This is a genomic window from Pseudomonas sp. GM17, from assembly GCF_000282175.2.
GTDB classification, from domain to species: domain Bacteria; phylum Pseudomonadota; class Gammaproteobacteria; order Pseudomonadales; family Pseudomonadaceae; genus Aquipseudomonas; species Aquipseudomonas chlororaphis.
The window spans coordinates 1,666,130-1,685,230 of the sequence record NZ_CP124732.1; the positions used below are offsets into that span (position 1 = coordinate 1,666,130).

Annotated in this window: 17 protein-coding genes and 2 tRNA genes; 18 read left to right on the plus strand and 1 reads right to left on the minus strand. The window is 58.2% G+C overall.

Annotated features, from left to right (window positions below):
* Positions 1 to 120: 120 nt before the first annotated feature.
* The 4 genes from carA (at position 121) to PMI20_RS07405 (ending at position 5,489) form a co-directional block, all read left to right on the plus strand.
* On the plus strand, positions 121 to 1,257 hold the full coding sequence (carA, locus tag PMI20_RS07390) for a glutamine-hydrolyzing carbamoyl-phosphate synthase small subunit (protein ID WP_007920857.1): 1,137 nt from the start codon (positions 121 to 123) through the stop codon (positions 1,255 to 1,257).
* Between the two features lie 104 nt (positions 1,258 to 1,361).
* Positions 1,362 to 4,583 (plus strand): carbamoyl-phosphate synthase large subunit, encoded by a 3,222-nt coding sequence (gene carB, locus PMI20_RS07395; protein WP_007920860.1) that lies wholly within the window; start codon positions 1,362 to 1,364, stop codon positions 4,581 to 4,583.
* Entirely contained in the window at positions 4,580 to 5,056 is a 477-nt protein-coding gene (gene greA, locus PMI20_RS07400) for a transcription elongation factor GreA (RefSeq protein WP_007920862.1), read from the plus strand. Before carB ends, greA begins: the two co-directional genes overlap by 4 nt.
* A gap of 28 nt (positions 5,057 to 5,084) precedes the next feature.
* Positions 5,085 to 5,489, plus strand: coding sequence for a hypothetical protein (locus PMI20_RS07405; RefSeq protein ID WP_007920864.1), 405 nt, complete (start codon positions 5,085 to 5,087; stop codon positions 5,487 to 5,489).
* Between the two features lie 12 nt (positions 5,490 to 5,501).
* Here PMI20_RS07405 and PMI20_RS07410 read toward each other — a convergent pair whose 3' ends face one another.
* Positions 5,502 to 5,810 carry a YhbY family RNA-binding protein gene (locus PMI20_RS07410; protein ID WP_007920867.1) on the minus strand — a complete coding sequence of 103 codons (309 nt, stop codon included), beginning with the start codon at positions 5,808 to 5,810 and terminating at the stop codon, positions 5,502 to 5,504.
* A 106-nt stretch (positions 5,811 to 5,916) separates the two neighbouring features.
* Here PMI20_RS07410 and rlmE point away from each other — a divergent pair, with 106 nt between their 5' ends.
* The 14 genes from rlmE to rpsO all read left to right on the plus strand — a co-directional run bounded on the left by rlmE (position 5,917) and on the right by rpsO (position 18,908).
* Entirely contained in the window at positions 5,917 to 6,546 is a 630-nt protein-coding gene (rlmE, locus tag PMI20_RS07415) for a 23S rRNA (uridine(2552)-2'-O)-methyltransferase RlmE (RefSeq protein ID WP_007920869.1), read from the plus strand.
* Positions 6,547 to 6,747: 201 nt separating this feature from the next.
* Positions 6,748 to 8,652 carry an ATP-dependent zinc metalloprotease FtsH gene (gene ftsH / locus PMI20_RS07420; RefSeq protein WP_009046930.1) on the plus strand — a complete coding sequence of 635 codons (1,905 nt, stop codon included), beginning with the start codon at positions 6,748 to 6,750 and terminating at the stop codon, positions 8,650 to 8,652.
* Positions 8,653 to 8,660: 8 nt separating this feature from the next.
* Positions 8,661 to 9,512 (plus strand): dihydropteroate synthase, encoded by an 852-nt coding sequence (gene folP, locus PMI20_RS07425; protein WP_037033625.1) that lies wholly within the window; start codon positions 8,661 to 8,663, stop codon positions 9,510 to 9,512.
* Between the two features lie 16 nt (positions 9,513 to 9,528).
* Positions 9,529 to 10,866, plus strand: a complete 1,338-nt coding sequence (glmM, locus tag PMI20_RS07430) for a phosphoglucosamine mutase (protein WP_007920875.1) — start codon at positions 9,529 to 9,531, stop codon at positions 10,864 to 10,866.
* Positions 10,867 to 10,932: 66 nt separating this feature from the next.
* Positions 10,933 to 11,688, plus strand: coding sequence for a triose-phosphate isomerase (gene tpiA, locus PMI20_RS07435; RefSeq protein WP_007920876.1), 756 nt, complete (start codon positions 10,933 to 10,935; stop codon positions 11,686 to 11,688).
* Between the two features lie 4 nt (positions 11,689 to 11,692).
* Complete coding sequence (secG, locus tag PMI20_RS07440; protein WP_009042126.1) at positions 11,693 to 12,076, plus strand: preprotein translocase subunit SecG; 384 nt, start codon at positions 11,693 to 11,695, stop codon at positions 12,074 to 12,076.
* Between the two features lie 29 nt (positions 12,077 to 12,105).
* A tRNA-Leu gene (locus PMI20_RS07445) sits at positions 12,106 to 12,191 on the plus strand.
* Between the two features lie 96 nt (positions 12,192 to 12,287).
* A tRNA-Met gene (locus PMI20_RS07450) sits at positions 12,288 to 12,364 on the plus strand.
* Positions 12,365 to 12,494: 130 nt separating this feature from the next.
* Complete coding sequence (gene rimP / locus PMI20_RS07455; protein WP_007920877.1) at positions 12,495 to 12,953, plus strand: ribosome maturation factor RimP; 459 nt, start codon at positions 12,495 to 12,497, stop codon at positions 12,951 to 12,953.
* Between the two features lie 47 nt (positions 12,954 to 13,000).
* Positions 13,001 to 14,482 carry a transcription termination factor NusA gene (nusA, locus tag PMI20_RS07460; RefSeq protein ID WP_007920878.1) on the plus strand — a complete coding sequence of 494 codons (1,482 nt, stop codon included), beginning with the start codon at positions 13,001 to 13,003 and terminating at the stop codon, positions 14,480 to 14,482.
* A 26-nt stretch (positions 14,483 to 14,508) separates the two neighbouring features.
* The gene (gene infB / locus PMI20_RS07465; RefSeq protein WP_007920879.1) at positions 14,509 to 17,022 is read left to right on the plus strand and encodes a translation initiation factor IF-2; all 2,514 of its coding nucleotides are present in this window, start codon (positions 14,509 to 14,511) and stop codon (positions 17,020 to 17,022) included.
* A gap of 159 nt (positions 17,023 to 17,181) precedes the next feature.
* Complete coding sequence (rbfA, locus tag PMI20_RS07470) at positions 17,182 to 17,577, plus strand: 30S ribosome-binding factor RbfA (protein ID WP_007920881.1); 396 nt, start codon at positions 17,182 to 17,184, stop codon at positions 17,575 to 17,577.
* Positions 17,578 to 17,580: 3 nt separating this feature from the next.
* Positions 17,581 to 18,498: a tRNA pseudouridine(55) synthase TruB gene (gene truB / locus PMI20_RS07475; protein ID WP_007920884.1), complete on the plus strand. Its 918-nt coding sequence runs from the start codon at positions 17,581 to 17,583 to the stop codon at positions 18,496 to 18,498.
* 140 nt (positions 18,499 to 18,638) lie between these two features.
* On the plus strand, positions 18,639 to 18,908 hold the full coding sequence (rpsO, locus tag PMI20_RS07480; RefSeq protein ID WP_009042128.1) for a 30S ribosomal protein S15: 270 nt from the start codon (positions 18,639 to 18,641) through the stop codon (positions 18,906 to 18,908).
* Positions 18,909 to 19,101: the final 193 nt, after the last annotated feature.

Here is a 19,101-nt window from a genome sequence, read left to right on the forward strand (position 1 = left end):
TGTGTCCACTAAAAGCGCGCAGAATAATTCGGTGAAGAAGCGGGGTGACGTGTCCATACGTCACTCCGCTTTTTTACAACCTGCGATCGCCCTTTCAGGCTTTATTTACGGGAGGTCTTCTTGACTAAGCCAGCCATACTCGCCCTTGCTGATGGCAGCATTTTTCGCGGCGAAGCCATTGGAGCCGACGGTCAAACCGTTGGTGAGGTGGTGTTTAACACCGCAATGACCGGCTATCAGGAAATCCTTACCGATCCTTCCTACGCCCAACAGATCGTTACCCTGACTTACCCGCATATCGGCAATACCGGCACCACGCCGGAAGACGCCGAGTCCGATCGTGTCTGGTCGGCCGGTCTGGTGATTCGCGACCTGCCACTGGTTGCGAGCAACTGGCGTAACACCCTGTCCCTGTCCGACTACCTGAAAGCCAACAACGTTGTGGCGATCGCTGGTATCGACACCCGTCGCCTGACGCGCATCCTGCGCGAGAAAGGCGCGCAGAACGGCTGCATCATGGCTGGCGACAACATCTCCGACGAAGCGGCGATTGCCGCAGCGCGCGGCTTCCCTGGCCTGAAAGGCATGGATCTGGCGAAGGTCGTCAGCACCAAGGAAAGCTACGAGTGGCGCTCCAGTGTCTGGAGCCTGAAGACCGACAGTCATCCGACCATCGAGGCTTCCGAGCTGCCGTACCACGTGGTTGCCTACGACTACGGCGTCAAGCTGAACATCCTGCGCATGCTGGTCGAGCGCGGTTGCCGCGTGACCGTAGTGCCTGCGCAAACTCCGGCCAGCGACGTCCTGGCACTCAAGCCTGACGGCGTGTTCCTGTCCAACGGCCCTGGCGACCCCGAGCCTTGCGATTACGCCATCCAGGCGATCAAGGACGTGCTGGAAACCGAGATCCCGGTCTTCGGTATCTGCCTGGGCCACCAACTGCTGGCACTGGCCTCCGGCGCCAAGACGGTGAAGATGGGGCACGGCCACCACGGTGCCAACCACCCGGTCCAGGACCTGGACAGCGGTGTAGTGATGATCACCAGCCAGAACCACGGTTTTGCGGTGGACGAAGCCACCCTGCCAGGCAACGTGCGGGCGATCCACAAATCGCTGTTCGACGGTACCTTGCAAGGCATCGAACGTACCGACAAGAGCGCATTCAGCTTCCAGGGCCACCCTGAAGCGAGCCCGGGCCCGAACGATGTGGCGCCGCTGTTCGATCGTTTCATCAACGAGATGGCCAAGCGACGCTGAGTGCTCGCCCCTGAAGGTGGCCCCGGTCTCGGCGGCCCCTTCAGCGCTTCAGAGATTTGATCAAGACGGCTTGCCGACTGACCTGCGGATTTGAGTGACAACCCATGCCAAAACGTACAGACATTAAAAGCATCCTGATTCTCGGCGCTGGCCCGATCGTGATCGGCCAGGCTTGCGAATTTGACTACTCCGGCGCCCAGGCCTGCAAGGCCCTGCGCGAAGAGGGTTACCGGGTCATCCTGGTGAACTCGAACCCGGCGACCATCATGACCGACCCGGCCATGGCCGACGCCACCTACATCGAGCCGATCAAGTGGCAGACCGTTGCCAAGATCATCGAGAAAGAGCGTCCGGACGCTCTGCTGCCGACCATGGGTGGCCAGACTGCGTTGAACTGCGCCCTGGACCTGGAGCGTGAAGGCGTTCTGGAGAAGTTCGGCGTGGAAATGATCGGCGCCAATGCCGACACCATCGACAAGGCCGAAGACCGTTCGCGCTTCGACACCGCGATGAAGGCGATCGGCCTGGAGTGCCCGCGCTCCGGTATCGCCCACAGCATGGACGAGGCCAATGCGGTCCTCGAGAAGCTGGGCTTCCCGTGCATCATCCGCCCGTCCTTCACCATGGGTGGCACCGGTGGTGGCATTGCTTACAACCGTGAAGAGTTCGAAGAAATCTGCGCCCGTGGTCTGGACCTGTCGCCGACCAAGGAACTGCTGATCGACGAATCGCTGATCGGCTGGAAAGAATACGAGATGGAGGTGGTCCGCGATAAGAAGGACAACTGCATCATCGTTTGCTCGATCGAAAACTTCGACCCGATGGGCGTGCACACCGGTGACTCGATCACCGTGGCTCCTGCGCAAACCCTGACCGATAAGGAATACCAGATACTGCGTAACGCCTCCCTGGCGGTACTGCGTGAGATCGGCGTGGAAACCGGTGGCTCCAACGTCCAGTTCGGCATCTGCCCGAACACTGGCCGTATGGTGGTGATCGAGATGAACCCGCGGGTATCCCGTTCTTCGGCCCTGGCTTCGAAAGCCACCGGCTTCCCGATCGCCAAGGTCGCCGCCAAGCTGGCCGTGGGTTACACCCTGGACGAGCTGTCGAACGACATCACCGGTGGCAAGACCCCAGCGTCCTTCGAGCCGTCCATCGACTACGTCGTGACCAAGCTGCCACGCTTCGCCTTCGAAAAATTCGCCAAGGCCGATGCCCGCCTGACCACTCAGATGAAGTCGGTGGGTGAGGTGATGGCCATCGGCCGGACCTTCCAGGAATCCCTGCAGAAAGCACTGCGTGGCCTGGAAGTGGGTGTCTGCGGTCTGGATCCGAAGCTCGACCTGAGCAACCCGGAAAGCATGAACGTGCTCAAGCGCGAGCTGACCGTGCCGGGCGCCGAGCGTATCTGGTACGTGGCTGATGCGTTCCGTGCCGGCATGACCGTCGAGCAGATCTTCGGCATGAACATGATCGACCCTTGGTTCCTGGTGCAGATCGAAGATCTGATCAAGGAAGAGGAGAAGGTCAAGACTCTGGGCCTGTCGGCCATCGACCGCGACCTGATGTTCCGCCTCAAGCGCAAAGGTTTCTCCGACCAGCGTCTGGCCAAGCTGCTGGGCGTGACCGAGAAGAACCTGCGTACCCACCGCCACAAGCTGGAAGTGTTCCCGGTCTACAAGCGCGTCGACACCTGCGCAGCCGAGTTCGCCACCGATACCGCCTACCTGTACTCGACCTATGAGGAAGAGTGCGAGGCTGCACCTTCGGGGCGCGACAAGATCATGATCCTGGGTGGCGGTCCGAACCGTATCGGCCAGGGCATCGAGTTCGACTACTGCTGCGTGCACGCGGCACTGGCGCTGCGTGACGATGGTTACGAAACCATCATGGTCAACTGCAACCCGGAAACCGTTTCCACTGACTACGACACCTCCGATCGCCTGTACTTCGAGCCAGTGACCCTGGAAGACGTACTGGAAATCGTCCGCGTCGAGAAGCCAAAAGGTGTGATTGTCCAGTACGGCGGCCAGACTCCGCTGAAACTGGCGCGTGCCCTGGAAGCGGCCGGCGTGCCGATCATCGGTACCAGCCCTGACGCCATCGACCGTGCCGAAGACCGCGAACGTTTCCAGCAGATGGTCGAGCGCCTGAACCTGCGTCAGCCGCCAAACGCCACCGTGCGCAGCGAAGACGAAGCGATTCGTGCCGCGGCCAAGATCGGCTACCCGCTGGTGGTGCGTCCGTCCTATGTGCTGGGCGGCCGGGCGATGGAAATCGTTTACGAAGAAGAAGAGCTCAAGCGCTACCTGCGTGAAGCGGTGCAAGTATCCAACGACAGTCCAGTGCTGCTGGACCACTTCCTCAACTGCGCCATCGAGATGGACGTGGATGCGGTCTGCGACGGCAAGGATGTGGTGATCGGCGCGATCATGCAGCACATCGAACAGGCTGGCGTGCACTCCGGTGACTCCGCTTGCTCGCTGCCGCCGTACTCGCTGCCTGCGCACATCCAGGACGAGATGCGCGAACAGGTCAAGAAGATGGCCCTGGAGCTGGGTGTGGTCGGCCTGATGAACGTGCAGCTGGCCCTGCAGGGTGAGCAGATCTACGTTATCGAAGTGAACCCGCGTGCTTCCCGTACCGTGCCGTTCGTTTCCAAGTGCATCGGTGTCTCCCTGGCGATGATCGCCGCGCGCGTCATGGCGGGTAAGACCCTGAAAGAGCTGGGCTTCACCAAGGAAATCATTCCTAACTTCTACAGCGTCAAGGAAGCGGTGTTCCCGTTCGCCAAATTCCCGGGTGTCGATCCGATCCTCGGCCCAGAGATGAAGTCGACCGGCGAAGTGATGGGTGTCGGTGACACCTTCGGCGAAGCCTTCGCCAAGGCCCAGATGGGCGCTAGCGAAGTGCTGCCGACTGGTGGTACCGCGTTCATCAGCGTGCGTGACGACGACAAGCCGCTGGTTGCGGGTGTGGCTCGTGATCTGATCAACTTGGGCTTCGAAGTGGTCGCTACTGCCGGTACTGCCAAGCTGATCGAGGCGGCAGGCCTGAAGGTGCGCCGTGTGAACAAGGTGACTGAAGGTCGTCCGCACGTGGTCGACATGATCAAGAATGACGAAGTCACGCTGATCATCAACACCACCGAAGGTCGTCAGTCGATCGCTGACTCTTATTCCATTCGTCGTAACGCCTTGCAGCACAAGATCTACTGCACCACCACCATTGCTGCGGGCGAGGCCATCTGTGAGGCGCTCAAGTTCGGTCCGGAAAAGACCGTGCGTCGCTTGCAGGATCTACATGCAGGATTGAAGGCATGAATAAATACCCAATGACCGTCCAGGGTTCCAAGGCCCTGGAAGAAGAGTTGACGTTCCTAAGCAAGGTCGAGCGGCCACGCTTGAGTCAGGCCATCGGTGAGGCTCGAGAACTCGGTGACCTCAAGGAAAACGCTGAATACCATGCTGCCCGCGAGGAGCAGGGAATGGTTGAAGCGCGCATCCGTGATATTGAAGGTCGCCTGCAAAACTCAGTTGTCATCGATGTGACGAGCATTCCTCATACAGGCAAGGTGATTTTCGGCACTACCGTCGAAATCGCCAACGTCGAAACCGATGAGAGCGTCACTTACCAGATCGTTGGTGAGGATGAGGCTGATATCAAGCTCGGAAAGATCTCTGTAGGTTCGCCCATTGCCCGTGCCTTGATCGCCAAGGAAGAGGGTGATGTGGTTGCCGTTAAAACGCCTAGCGGCGTGATCGAGTATGAGATTGTCGAAGTCCGCCACGTCTGAACGAGGGCGCCTGCTGAATGCAGGCGCCATGCTTTGGCAACTGACTCAGATGTTGTGGGTCGGTGGTGTGTGGTTGTTGCATGTCGGCTTGTTGCCGGTGCTGGGCCAGATTGGCCTGGCACCGCTGCTGATCGAAGAGATCGGTAATGTGCTGAATGCGCTGCTGGTTGGTTTTTCAGCGGTATGCATCGTTCTTCAGGTGCTGGTATTGGTACGTGCTGAAGGGCTGGCGAGCCTGTGGCGGGATATGCGAGGGCAGCTGCTGTTGGTGGCGTTATGTGCGTGCACGATGTATTTCGTGGTGCGCTTCGGGCTGTCGGATGTCGAGCGCTGGCAGCTGTTCAGCTATCTTGTCTTGGCTTTTTCCGGTCTGGTGCTGGTATTGCAGCCGGTGCCTGGGTGGAGTGGCAGGGCGCGCGAAGCACGCCCTTGACCCCTGTCGACGTCAGTGGAAGCGATGGACGTTGGACAGTTGCTTGTTTACCTTGGCGTTCTTGCGATAAATCAACGCCATTTTGCCGATGACCTGCACCAGATCCGCTTTGCCGGCCTTGCACAGTTCTGCAATGGCTTCCAGGCGGGATTCGCGTTCGAGGATGTTGAGCTTGATCTTGATCAGCTCATGATCGCTCAAGGCGCGTTCAAGTTCGGCCAACACACCTTCGGTCAAACCGTTGTCAGCCACAGTCAATACTGGTTTCAGATGGTGGCCAATGGATTTGTACTGTTTCTTCTGCTCTTGAGTGAGCGGCATAATCTGACCCCTGCGTCTGATCTTGTAAAAAGCGGCGGCCAGTTTACCCGAGCGCGTCCGGGACCGCCCAGTTAATCACGACCCGTTTTATTTTTTGAGGTGGCCCGTGGCCCGTTCCAAGACAAGCCATAACTGGCTGAAAGAGCACTTCAACGACCCATTCGTCAAAATGGCGCAAAAAGATGGGTACCGTTCGCGTGCCAGCTACAAGCTGCTGGAAATCCAGGAAAAGGATCGCCTGATCCGTCCTGGAATGAGTGTTATCGATCTGGGCGCGGCACCAGGGGGTTGGTCGCAGGTGACCAGTCGTCTGATCGGCGGGCAGGGGCGACTGATCGCTTCCGACATTCTGGAAATGGATAGCATCCCTGATGTCACCTTCATTCAGGGAGACTTCACCGAAGATGCAGTGTTGGCTCAAATCCTCGAGGCGGTCGGAAATTCCCAGGTTGACCTTGTGATTTCCGATATGGCCCCCAATATGAGTGGTACGCCCGCCGTAGATATGCCGCGGGCGATGTTTCTGTGCGAGTTGGCACTTGATTTGGCGGGGCGGGTTCTGCGTCCCGGTGGCGACTTCCTGATAAAGATTTTCCAGGGAGAAGGTTTCGACGAATACCACAAGAACGTTCGCAAGATGTTCGACAAGGTGGTGATGCGTAAACCGAGTTCTTCCCGTGATCGTTCTCGCGAGCAGTATCTGCTGGGACGTGGCTTTCGCGGGCGTATCGAGTAAAGGTTGTTTTTGACCGGGTTGATAGTTTTTTCGTATTTCGCCCCGGGGGCTTAAGCGAATATTGTGTAATCTGGGTTTCACAAAGGGTTACAGACAGCGCCTGCCAGAGCTGTAGGTAATGTAGTAAGTTAGGTCGGTGAATATCATGCGAAGCGCGCGCCAGCAGCGGAGCTTGCTTCAGAGGGTAGTTAATTGAACGATATGGCAAAGAATCTGATCCTGTGGTTGATCATCGCGGCTGTCCTGGTGACGGTGATGAACAACTTCTCCAGCCCTAACGAGCCGCAGACCCTCAACTATTCCGACTTTATCCAGCAAGTTAAGGATGGCAAGGTCGAGCGCGTAGCCGTTGATGGTTATGTGATTACCGGCAAGCGCAACGATGGCGATAGCTTCAAGACCATTCGTCCTGCGATTCAGGACAACGGCCTGATCGGTGATCTGGTGGATAACCACGTGGTCGTCGAAGGCAAGCAGCCTGAGCAGCAAAGCATCTGGACCCAACTGCTGGTCGCCAGCTTCCCGATCCTGGTGATCATCGCCGTCTTCATGTTCTTCATGCGGCAGATGCAGGGTGGTGCTGGTGGCAAGGGCGGGCCGATGAGCTTCGGCAAGAGCAAGGCGCGCCTGTTGTCCGAAGATCAAGTGAAAACCACATTGGCGGATGTCGCGGGTTGCGACGAGGCCAAGGAAGAAGTGGGTGAACTGGTTGAGTTTCTCCGCGATCCGGGCAAGTTCCAGCGCCTGGGCGGTCGTATTCCTCGCGGTGTGTTGATGGTTGGCCCGCCGGGTACCGGTAAGACTTTGCTGGCCAAGGCCATTGCTGGTGAAGCCAAGGTTCCGTTCTTCACCATCTCCGGTTCCGACTTCGTCGAAATGTTCGTTGGGGTGGGTGCCAGTCGCGTTCGCGATATGTTCGAGCAGGCCAAGAAACATGCCCCGTGCATCATCTTTATCGACGAGATCGATGCCGTTGGTCGCCATCGTGGTGCCGGCATGGGTGGTGGTCATGATGAGCGCGAACAGACTCTCAACCAGCTGCTGGTAGAGATGGATGGCTTTGAAATGAACGACGGCATCATTGTTATTGCCGCCACCAACCGTCCTGATGTGCTTGACCCGGCGCTGCTGCGTCCAGGCCGCTTTGACCGTCAAGTTGTGGTTGGTTTGCCGGATATCCGTGGCCGCGAGCAGATTCTGAAAGTTCACATGCGTAAAGTACCGATGGGTGAAGATGTCGCGCCGGCCGTGATTGCCCGTGGTACGCCCGGCTTCTCTGGCGCCGACCTGGCCAACCTGGTGAACGAGGCGTCGCTTTTCGCTGCCCGTAGCGGCAAGCGCATCGTCGAAATGAAAGAGTTCGAGCTGGCAAAAGACAAGATCATGATGGGTGCGGAGCGCAAATCCATGGTCATGTCCGAGAAGGAAAAGCAGAACACGGCTTATCACGAGGCAGGTCACGCCATTGTCGGTCGCGTAGTGCCTGAGCATGATCCGGTCTACAAGGTTTCGATCATCCCGCGTGGTCGGGCTCTGGGTGTAACCATGTTCCTGCCGGAAGAGGATCGCTACAGTCTGTCCAAGCGTGCGCTGATCAGTCAGATCTGTTCGCTGTACGGCGGTCGTATCGCGGAAGAAATGACGTTGGGCTTTGACGGTGTAACTACCGGAGCTTCCAACGACATCATGCGCGCCAGTCAGATTGCGCGGAACATGGTGACCAAGTGGGGGCTTTCCGAAAAACTGGGTCCGTTGATGTACGCCGAAGAAGAGGGCGAGGTCTTTCTGGGGCGCAGTGCTGGTAGCCAGCATGCAAGCCTGTCTGCGGAAACCGCCAAGCTGATCGACTCCGAAGTTCGTAGCATCATCGACCAGTGTTATGGCACCGCCAAGCAGATCCTCACGGATAACCGCGACAAGCTGGATGCGATGGCCGATGCCTTGATGAAGTATGAAACCATCGATGCCGAGCAGATCGACGACATCATGGCTGGTCGTACCCCTCGCGAGCCTCGCGATTGGGAGGGCGGCTCGGGTACCACGCCTCCGGTGGTGCAGAACGAACGTCCAGAGACACCGATCGGCGGCCCGGCTGCTGACCACTAAGGTTTGAAATGACTTCTATGTCGTCCTCGACCCGGTTGCCTTGCGGCAACCGGGTTCTTGATTTGGCCCATACGCATGTCATGGGCATTCTTAATGTAACTCCCGACTCCTTCTCCGATGGTGGCCGTTTCAGTCAGCTTGATGCTGCCTTGCGCCATGCCGAAGGTATGGTGCTGGCGGGCGCGACGCTCATCGATGTGGGGGGCGAGTCCACTCGTCCTGGTGCGCGGGCGGTATCGCCGCTTGAAGAGCTTGAGCGGGTAGCGCCTATCGTCGAACGCATCCATCGTGAACTGGATGTCATTATTTCGGTCGATACATCCACGCCTGCTGTCATGCGCGAAACTGCGCGCCTGGGTGCGGGGTTGATCAATGATGTCCGTTCGTTGCGACGGGATGGTGCGCTGGATGCGGCGGCGGCTACAGGCTTACCGGTTTGCCTTATGCATATGCTCGGTGAGCCAGGCGATATGCAGGACAATCCGCAGTATCGGGATGTAACCAAGGAGGTGGGTGAGTTCCTGGCTGAGCGTATGGCTCAGTGCGTTGCAGTGGGTATTGGGCCGGAACGGATCATTCTGGATCCAGGTTTTGGTTTCGCGAAGACCCTGCAGCACAACTTGACCCTGTTCAAGCATATGGACGCCCTGCATGCCCTTGGTCGACCTCTGCTGGTCGGAGTTTCACGAAAGAGCATGATAGGTCAGGCATTGAACCGTCCTGTCGGAGAGCGCCTGTATGGCGGGCTGGCTCTTGCTGCTCTGGCAATGTCCAAAGGCGCAAAGATCCTGCGGGTCCATGATGTGGCCGAGACGCTGGATGTCGTGCGGATGATTACAGCTGTGGAATCAGCCGAATAAGAATGATGGAGCACTTATGAGCAAGAAATACTTTGGCACCGACGGCATTCGCGGTCGTGTGGGTGTGTACCCTATTACCCCTGATTTCATGCTCAAGCTGGGTTGGGCCGCGGGTATGGCTTTCCGTAGCATGGGCGCCTGCCGCGTGTTGGTGGGCAAAGACACGCGTATTTCCGGTTACATGTTCGAGTCCGCGCTTGAAGCGGGCCTGTCCGCTGCCGGTGCGGATGTGATGCTGCTGGGGCCGATGCCCACTCCTGCTATCGCCTACCTGACCCGCACTTTCCATGCCGAAGCGGGGATCGTGATCAGTGCGTCGCATAATCCTCACGATGACAACGGAATCAAGTTCTTCTCGGGTGAAGGCACCAAGCTCCCGGATGAAGTCGAGTTGATGATCGAAGAGTTGCTGGATGCGCCGATGACTGTGGTGGAGTCCAGCAAGCTGGGTAAGGTATCGCGCATCAATGACGCCTCGGGCCGTTACATTGAATTCTGTAAGAGCAGCGTTCCTTCCAGTACCAGCTTTGCGGGTCTGAAGATTGTTGTCGATTGTGCCCATGGTGCGACCTACAAGGTAGCGCCAAGTGTTTTCCGTGAGTTGGGCGCTGAAGTAGTGGTGCTCTCCGCACAGCCTAACGGTCTGAACATCAACGACAATTGCGGCTCGACCCACATGGGGCAGTTACAGGCGGCGATATTGGCCGAGCACGCCGATCTGGGTATCGCCTTCGATGGCGATGGCGACCGGGTGTTGATGGTCGACCATACAGGCGCCATCGTCGACGGCGACGAACTTCTGTTCATCATTGCCCGAGACCTGCATGCGCGTAACAAACTGCAGGGCGGTGTGGTTGGTACCTTGATGAGCAATCTAGGTCTCGAGCTGGCCTTGGCTGATCTGGGTATTCCATTCGTGCGCGCCAATGTCGGTGACCGTTATGTCATTGCCGAGCTGCTTGAGCGCCAATGGCTGGTAGGCGGTGAAAACTCCGGCCATATCGTGTGCTTCCAGCACACCACTACGGGTGATGCGATCATTGCCGCCCTGCAGGTGCTGATGGCACTGAAGCGGCGTGATGAAGGCTTGGCACAGTCGCGTCAGGCGCTGCGCAAATGTCCGCAGATTCTGATCAATGTCCGTTTTGGCGGTGGTGCCAATCCTGTCGAGCATCCGGCTGTGAAAGAGGCCTGCGCGCGCGTCACTACCGCGATGGCTGGGCGTGGGCGGGTGTTACTGCGCAAGTCGGGCACCGAGCCTTTGGTTCGCGTCATGGTCGAGGGCGATGATGAAGCCCAGGTCCGTGGCTATGCTGACGAACTGGCAAAACTGGTTGCGGAAGTTTCTGCCTGATTTCGGCTTGCCAGTGTTGATGCGGTTGGGTAACATCTGCGCCCACTTTGACCGACGAGGTACAGCATGCGTCGCCCTATGGTAGCTGGTAACTGGAAAATGCACGGTACCCGCGCCAGCGTCGCTGAGCTGATCAATGGCCTGCGTCATCTGGCCTTGCCTAGCGGTGTTGATGTCGCGGTATTCCCGCCTTGCTTGTATATCAATCAAGTGATTGATGGCTTGAAAGGCAAGTCGATTTCGGTCGGCGCGCAGAATTCTGCGGTGGAGCCCATGCAAGGTGCGCTGACAGGGGAGATTGCTCCGAGTCAGCTGGTGGATGCAGGTTGTTCCCTGGTGTTGGTTGGGCATTCCGAGCGTCGCCTGATGATGGGTGAGCGTGACGGTACGCTGAATCGCAAATTCGCAGCAGCACAGGCTTGTGGCTTGAAGCCGGTCTTGTGTGTAGGGGAAACCCTCGAGCAGCGCGAAGCCGGGAAGACTCTTGAAGTTGTCGGGCGTCAGCTGGGCAGCATCATCGAAGAGTTGGGTGTTGGCGCGTTTGCCAATGCCGTTATCGCTTACGAGCCGGTCTGGGCCATTGGTACCGGGCTGACTGCTTCGCCGCAACAGGCCCAGGATGTGCACGCAGCCATTCGGGCGCAGTTGGCGGCAGAGAATTCTGAAGTGGCACGAGGTGTGCGGCTTCTATACGGCGGCAGCGTGAAGGCGGCCAATGCGGTCGAACTGTTCGGCATGCCGGATATCGATGGGGGGCTCATTGGTGGAGCTTCCCTGAATGCAGATGAGTTCGGTGCGATTTGTCGCGCCGCGGGAAACTGAAAAAATGCTGGAAACAGTCGTAGTCGTTTTTCATCTGCTGGGTGCGCTGGGCGTAGTAGCTCTGGTATTGCTGCAGCAGGGTAAAGGTGCGGACGCTGGCGCGTCTTTCGGAGCAGGTGCTTCAAATACTGTGTTCGGAAGCCAAGGTTCCTCTACCTTTCTTAGTAAGTTTACTGCTATACTTGCCGCAGGTTTTTTCATAACCAGCTTAGGGTTAGGTTACTTTGCTAAAGAGAAAGCTCATGAGCTGACTCAAGTAGGTTTGCCAGATCCAGCGGTGCTTGAAGCGCCAAAGCAAAAACCGGCTTCTGATGATGTCCCGGTGCTCCAAGAGCAAAAGTCGGCAACCAATGCGACTGACGTACCTCCAGCTCAAGAGCAGAAGTAAGAAGAGTTTCACGCAGTAACGTAGTCTATGCCGAGGTGGTGGAATTGGTAGACACGCAACCTTGAGGTGGTTGTGCCCATAGGGTGTAGGGGTTCGAGTCCCCTTCTCGGTACCAATTATCAGGAGAGCCCGCTGTTGCGGGCTTTCTTGTAGGTGGAAGGTTGCATTGACCCAAAAAGGGATCGGTCGTATACTTCCGCCCCAGCTTTGTCGCGGGGTGGAGCAGTCTGGTAGCTCGTCGGGCTCATAACCCGAAGGTCGTCGGTTCAAATCCGGCCCCCGCAACCAGTTTTAGCGGAGCCCCTTTTCAGGGGCTTTTTGTTAGCTGGACACTTTATAACGCCGCTATTCAACGGCGTTTCCGGGATGGGCGCTTCGCCCATTTTTTATTTGCACAAGCATGCACGAGGGGGTTCAGGTGTCGAGCAAGCTAGAACAGTTGCAGGCCTTGTTGGCCCCGGTGGTCGTGGCCCTTGGCTATGAATGCTGGGGTATCGAGTTTTCGGCTCAAGGTCGCCACTCACTGTTGCGCGTTTATATCGATAAAGAAGGCGGTGTGTTGGTGGACGACTGTGCCATCGTCAGCCGTCAGATCAGCGGCGTTCTGGATGTCGAAGATCCGATTTCCGTTGAATACACCCTTGAAGTTTCCTCTCCTGGCATGGAACGCCCGCTGTTCACCCTTGAACAGTTTGCCAAGTATGTCGGTGAACAAGTGAAGATCAAGCTGCGCTCGCCTTTTGAAGGCCGGCGTAATTTTCAGGGCCTTCTCCGCGGGGTGGAGGAGCAGGACGTCGTGGTGCAGGTGGAAGACCACGAGTTCCTGTTGCCGATCGACATGATCGACAAGGCCCACATAATTCCCAGTTTTGACTGAGACGCGGATCCCGCGGATCCAATGGCTTGCGAAAGGCGAGGCGTACGATGAGCAAAGAAGTACTGCTGGTTGTTGAGTCGGTATCCAATGAAAAGGGTGTACCGGCAAGCGTAATTTTTGAAGCGCTGGAGCTGGCTCTGGCCACTGCTACCAAAAAGCGTTTCGAGGACGAAGTCGATCTGCGTGTGGAAATCAATCGCCACACCGGTGCTTACGAGACTTTCCGTCGCTGGACGGTAGTCGAGGAAGCCGATCTGGACGATCCGGCTGTGGAAACCTGGCCGAGCAAGGTCCAGGAAACCCATCCGGGCGCGAAAGTCGGTGATGTCGTCGAGGAAAAGATCGAGTCGATCGAATTCGGCCGCATTGCTGCGCAGACCGCCAAACAGGTCATCGTGCAGAAAGTCCGCGAAGCCGAGCGTGCTCAAGTCGTTGACGCTTACCGCGAGCGCTTGGGTGAAATCATCTCCGGCACCGTGAAAAAAGTGACCCGCGACAACGTGATCGTCGACCTGGGTAACAACGCTGAAGCGCTGTTGGCCCGTGAAGACATCATTTCCCGCGAGACTTTCCGTGTTGGCGTGCGTCTTCGTGCGCTGCTCAAGGAAATCCGCACCGAGAACCGTGGCCCGCAGCTGATCCTGTCGCGCACCGCGCCGGAAATGCTGATCGAGCTGTTCCGCATCGAAGTGCCGGAAATCGCCGAAGGCCTGATCGAAGTCATGGCTGCCTCCCGTGATCCGGGTTCGCGCGCCAAGATTGCGGTCCGTTCCAAAGACAAGCGCATTGACCCTCAGGGCGCGTGCATTGGCATGCGCGGTTCGCGTGTCCAGGCCGTTTCCGGTGAGTTGGGCGGTGAGCGTGTGGATATCGTCCTGTGGGACGACAACCCGGCGCAGTTCGTGATCAACGCCATGTCGCCGGCTGAAGTCGCGGCAATTATCGTCGACGAAGATGCCCATGCCATGGACATCGCCGTTGGCGCAGACAATCTGGCTCAGGCCATCGGTCGCGGTGGTCAGAACGTGCGTCTGGCCAGCCAGTTGACTGGCTGGACCCTGAACGTGATGACCGAATCGGACATCCAGGCTAAGCAGCAAGCTGAAACCGGCGACATCCTGCGCAACTTTATCGACGAGCTGGAAGTCGACGAAGAGCTGGCACAGGTGCTGGTTGATGAAGGCTTCACCAGCCTGGAAGAGATTGCCTACGTACCGTTGGAAGAAATGCTCAACATCGACGGCTTTGACGAAGACATCGTCAACGAGCTCCGCGCTCGTGCCAAGGATCGCTTGTTGACTAAAGCCATCGCTACTGAGGAAAAGCTGGCAGACGCCCATCCGGCCGAAGACCTGCTCTCGCTTGAGGGTATGGACAAGGATTTGGCGATGGAACTGGCGGTGCGCGGCGTAATTACCCGCGAAGACCTGGCCGAGCAGTCTATTGACGACCTGCTCGACATCGACGGCATTGACGATGATCGTGCCGGCAAGTTGATCATGGCCGCCCGAGCCCATTGGTTCGAGTAATAGGCGCGGCCTGAGGAGAGAAGTGCATGACGCAAGTCACGGTGAAACAACTGGCCGATGAGGTCAAAACACCGGTAGAGCGCCTGTTGCAGCAGATGCGTGAGGCAGGTCTGCCGCACACCGCCGCCGAGGAACATGTGACCGACAGTGAGAAGCAATCGTTGCTGACTCACTTGAAGAGCAGCCACAAGGCGAAAGTGGAAGAACCGCGCAAGATCACGTTGCAGCGTAAAACCACCAGCACCCTGCGTGTGGCCGGCAGCAAAAGCATCAGCGTTGAAGTACGCAAGAAGAAAGTCTTCGTACAGCGCAGCCCGGAAGAAATCGAAGCCGAGCGCCAGCGTGAACTGGAAGAACGTCGCGCAGTAGAAAATGCTGCACGTCAGAAGGCTGAAGAAGAAGCCAAGCGTCGCGCCGAAGAAGAAGCGCGTCGCCAGCCTGCTGCTGCGCAACCTGCTGCCGTTGAAGCGGTTGCCGCACCTGCGGTGGTTGCCGAGCCGATTGTTGAAGATGTTCCTGTTGTCGCTCCAGCGCCGGTCGCTGAAGTGCGCAAGAAGGACGAGCAGCGTCGCCCGGACAAGAGCCGTAACGACGACAACCGTCGTGGTGGCGATGGCGAGCGTAAAAACGCTCCGCATCGTGCTTCCGTCAAGGAAAAAGCTCCGGCTCCACGCGTTGCCCCACGTACCACCGACGAAGAAAGCGATGGCTTCCGTCGTGGTGGTCGCGGCAAGGCCAAGCTGAAGAAACGCAATGCTCACGGTTTCCAGAGCCCAACCGGCCCGGTCGTGCGTGAAGTGAAGATCGGCGAAACCATCACTGTTGGCGATCTCGCCCAGCAGATGTCGGTCAAGGCTGCCGAAATCATCAAGTTCATGTTCAAGCTGGGCACCCCGGCCACCATCAACCAGGTACTGGACCAGGAAACTGCCCAGCTGGTTGCTGAAGAACTGGGCCACAAAGTGACCCTGATCAGCGACACCGCCCTGGAAGATTCCCTGGCCGAGTCCCTGAAGTTCGAAGGTGAAGCGGTTCCTCGTGCGCCAGTAGTGACCGTAATGGGTCACGTTGACCACGGTAAGACCTCGCTGCTCGACTACATCCGTCGTGCCAAGGTAGCGGCTGGCGAAGCCGGCGGCATCACCCAGCACATCGGTGCGTACCACGTTGAAACCGAACGCGGCATGGTTACCTTCCTCGATACCCCTGGTCACGCCGCGTTTACCGCCATGCGTGCTCGTGGTGCCAAGGCGACCGACATCGTGATCCTGGTGGTTGCAGCGGACGATGGCGTGATGCCGCAGACCGTTGAAGCCGTTCAGCACGCTCAGGCGGCTGGCGTACCTCTGGTGGTTGCAGTGAACAAGATCGACAAGCCGGGTGCCGACCTTGATCGCATCCGTAGCGAATTGTCGGTTCACGGCGTGACTTCCGAAGACTGGGGTGGCGATACCCCATTCGTTCCGGTTTCCGCGAAGATGGGTACCGGCGTCGACGAATTGCTCGAAGCCGTACTGCTGCAGGCCGAAGTGCTCGAACTGACCGCCACTCCTTCGGCTCCTGGCCGTGGTGTCGTGGTTGAATCGCGTCTCGACAAGGGTCGTGGCCCGGTGGCGACCGTACTGGTTCAGGACGGTACCCTGCGTCAAGGCGACATGGTGCTGGTCGGCTCGAACTATGGCCGCGTGCGCGCCATGCTCGACGAGAACGGCAAGCCGATCAAGGAAGCAGGTCCGGCCATTCCGGTCGAGATCCTCGGCCTGGACGGTACCCCGGACGCTGGCGACGAGATGAGCGTGGTTGCCGACGAGAAGAAAGCCCGTGAAGTGGCTCTGTTCCGTCAAGGCAAGTTCCGCGAAGTCAAACTGGCTCGCGCTCACGCCGGCAAGCTGGAAAACATCTTCGAAAGCATGGGCCAGGAAGAGAAGAAGACGCTCAACATCGTCCTCAAATCCGACGTCCGTGGTTCGCTGGAAGCCCTGCAAGGCGCTCTGAACGGCCTGGGTAACGACGAAGTGCAAGTGCGCGTAGTCGGCGGCGGCGTCGGTGGTATCACCGAAAGCGACGCCAACCTGGCCCTGGCTTCCAACGCTGTACTGTTCGGCTTCAACGTGCGTGCCGATGCCGGTGCTCGCAAGATCGTCGAGCAGGAAGGTCTGGATATGCGTTATTACAACGTGATCTACGACATCATCGAAGACGTCAAGAAAGCCCTGACCGGTATGCTGGGCAGCGACGTTCGGGAGAACATCCTGGGTGTTGCCGAGGTTCGTGACGTGTTCCGTTCGCCGAAGTTCGGCGCGATCGCCGGTTGCATGGTGATCGAGGGTGTCGTTCACCGTAACCGTCCAATCCGTGTACTGCGTGAAGACATCGTTATCTTCGAAGGCGAGCTGGAATCCCTGCGCCGCTTCAAGGATGACGCTTCCGAAGTGCGTGCCGGCATGGAATGCGGTATCGGCGTGAAGAGCTACAACGACGTCAAAGTCGGCGACAAGATCGAAGTCTTCGAGAAGGTTCAGGTTGCTCGCAGCCTCTAACTCGCGCACTTCAAGAGCCATGGTGGCCAGTTGCATGCAAATGCACGGCGCATCGTCCGGACTCTAAACGCAACGCCCGGTCTGGCTTCTGTCAGGCCGGGCGTTTGCCGCTTTCAGACCTTGCGGGTTTCACCGCGAGGCAGCAACAGGTAACAAGACATGGCAAAAGAATACAGCCGCACCCAACGTATCGGCGACCAGATGCAGCGTGAGCTCGCTCAGCTGATCCGTCGTGAAGTCAAAGATCCGCGCGTCGGCCTGGTCACCATCACCGCCGTTGAAGTCAGCCGTGATGTCGGTCACGCCAAGATCTTCATCACCGTGATGGGCCAGGACAACGCTGACGATATCGCTCAGAGCATCAAGGTGCTCAATTCGGCCGCCGGCTTCCTGCGTATGCAGCTGGCTCGCGAGATGAAGTTGCGCAGCGTTCCACAGCTGCACTTCCACTACGACGAAAGCGTCGTGCGGGGTGCGCATCTGTCGGCCCTGATCGAGCGCGCCGTGGCCGAAGACAGCCAGCACGCCGCTACACCCGAAGACGCCAAGGAGTAAGCGGTGGCTCAGGTCAAGCGTATCCGTCGTAACGTCAGCGGTATCATCCTGCTCGACAAGCCGCTGGGGTTCACCTCCAACGCGGCGCTGCAGAAAGTCCGCTGGTTGCTCAACGCCGAGAAGGCCGGGCATACCGGCAGCCTCGATCCTCTGGCCACCGGCGTGTTGCCGTTGTGCTTTGGCGAGGCGACCAAGTTCTCGCAATACCTGCTCGATTCCGACAAGGGTTACGAAACCCTGATGCAGTTGGGCAAGACCACCACCACGGCCGATGCCGAGGGTGAAGTCCTGCAGACTCGCGAAGTGACCGTTGGTCGCGCCGATATTGAAGCGGTGCTGCCGGAATTTCGTGGGCAAATCAGCCAGATACCGCCGATGTACTCGGCCCTCAAGCGTGATGGCCAGCCACTTTACAAGCTGGCCCGTGCAGGCGAAGTGGTGGAGCGCGAAGCGCGTTCTGTTACTATTGCGCGCTTGGAATTACTGGCCTTTGAAGGCGATACTGCGCGGCTAGCGGTGGACTGCAGCAAAGGCACCTATATCCGCACCCTGGTGGAGGATATCGGTGAGAAGCTGGGTTGTGGTGCATACGTCGCGGAACTGCGTCGCACCCAGGCCGGCCCTTTCAGTCTGGCCCAGACCGTCACGCTGGAAGAGCTTGAAGCGGTACATGCCGAAGGCGGCAACGAAGCGGTGGATCGCTTCCTGATGCCATCGGACAGCGGCCTGCTGGATTGGCCGCTGCTGCAGTTCTCCGAACACAGCGCGTTCTACTGGCTCAACGGCCAGCCGGTACGGGCTCCCGATGCACCGAAGTTCGGTATGGTGCGGGTACAGGATCATAACGGTCGCTTTATCGGTATCGGTGAAGTGAGCGAAGACGGGCGCATCGCGCCGCGTCGACTGATTCGGTCGGAATGACCGGAACCAGCCTGTGTAACAGCAGGCTGGAGAGGGTGGCTGTTAACAGGCACGGTCACAGCTCATTTATAGATACGGGGATTTGTCCCTGGCCTGTTGGTGGCGTTTCTCGAAACGCTGCCTTTTGAGAGGAAAGCCAAATGGCACTCAGCGTTGAAGAAAAAGCTCAAATCGTAACCGACTACCAGCAAGCTGTTGGTGACACTGGTTCGCCAGAAGTGCAAGTTGCACTGCTGACCGCCAACATCAACAAACTGCAAGGTCACTTCAAGGCCAACGGTAAAGACCACCACTCCCGTCGTGGTCTGATCCGCATGGTTAACCAGCGTCGTAAGCTGCTGGACTACCTGAAAGGCAAAGACCTGAGCCGTTACAGCGCTCTGATCGGTCGCCTGGGTCTGCGTCGCTAATCAGCGATTGCGCTAGAGGTTGGTTGTTTGCCGTGCGTCAGTGGGTTTCCCGCAGGCGCATGGCAGGCTCCCAGCCTCAAGTTTTATCTGGACCGTAGTTTTACCTGGACAATCAGGCCGGGCCGATTCCCGGAGTTGCCCAAGAATTTCGCAAGAAACCAGTTCCCCCAAGAGCCACAAAGAAGGTAGGACA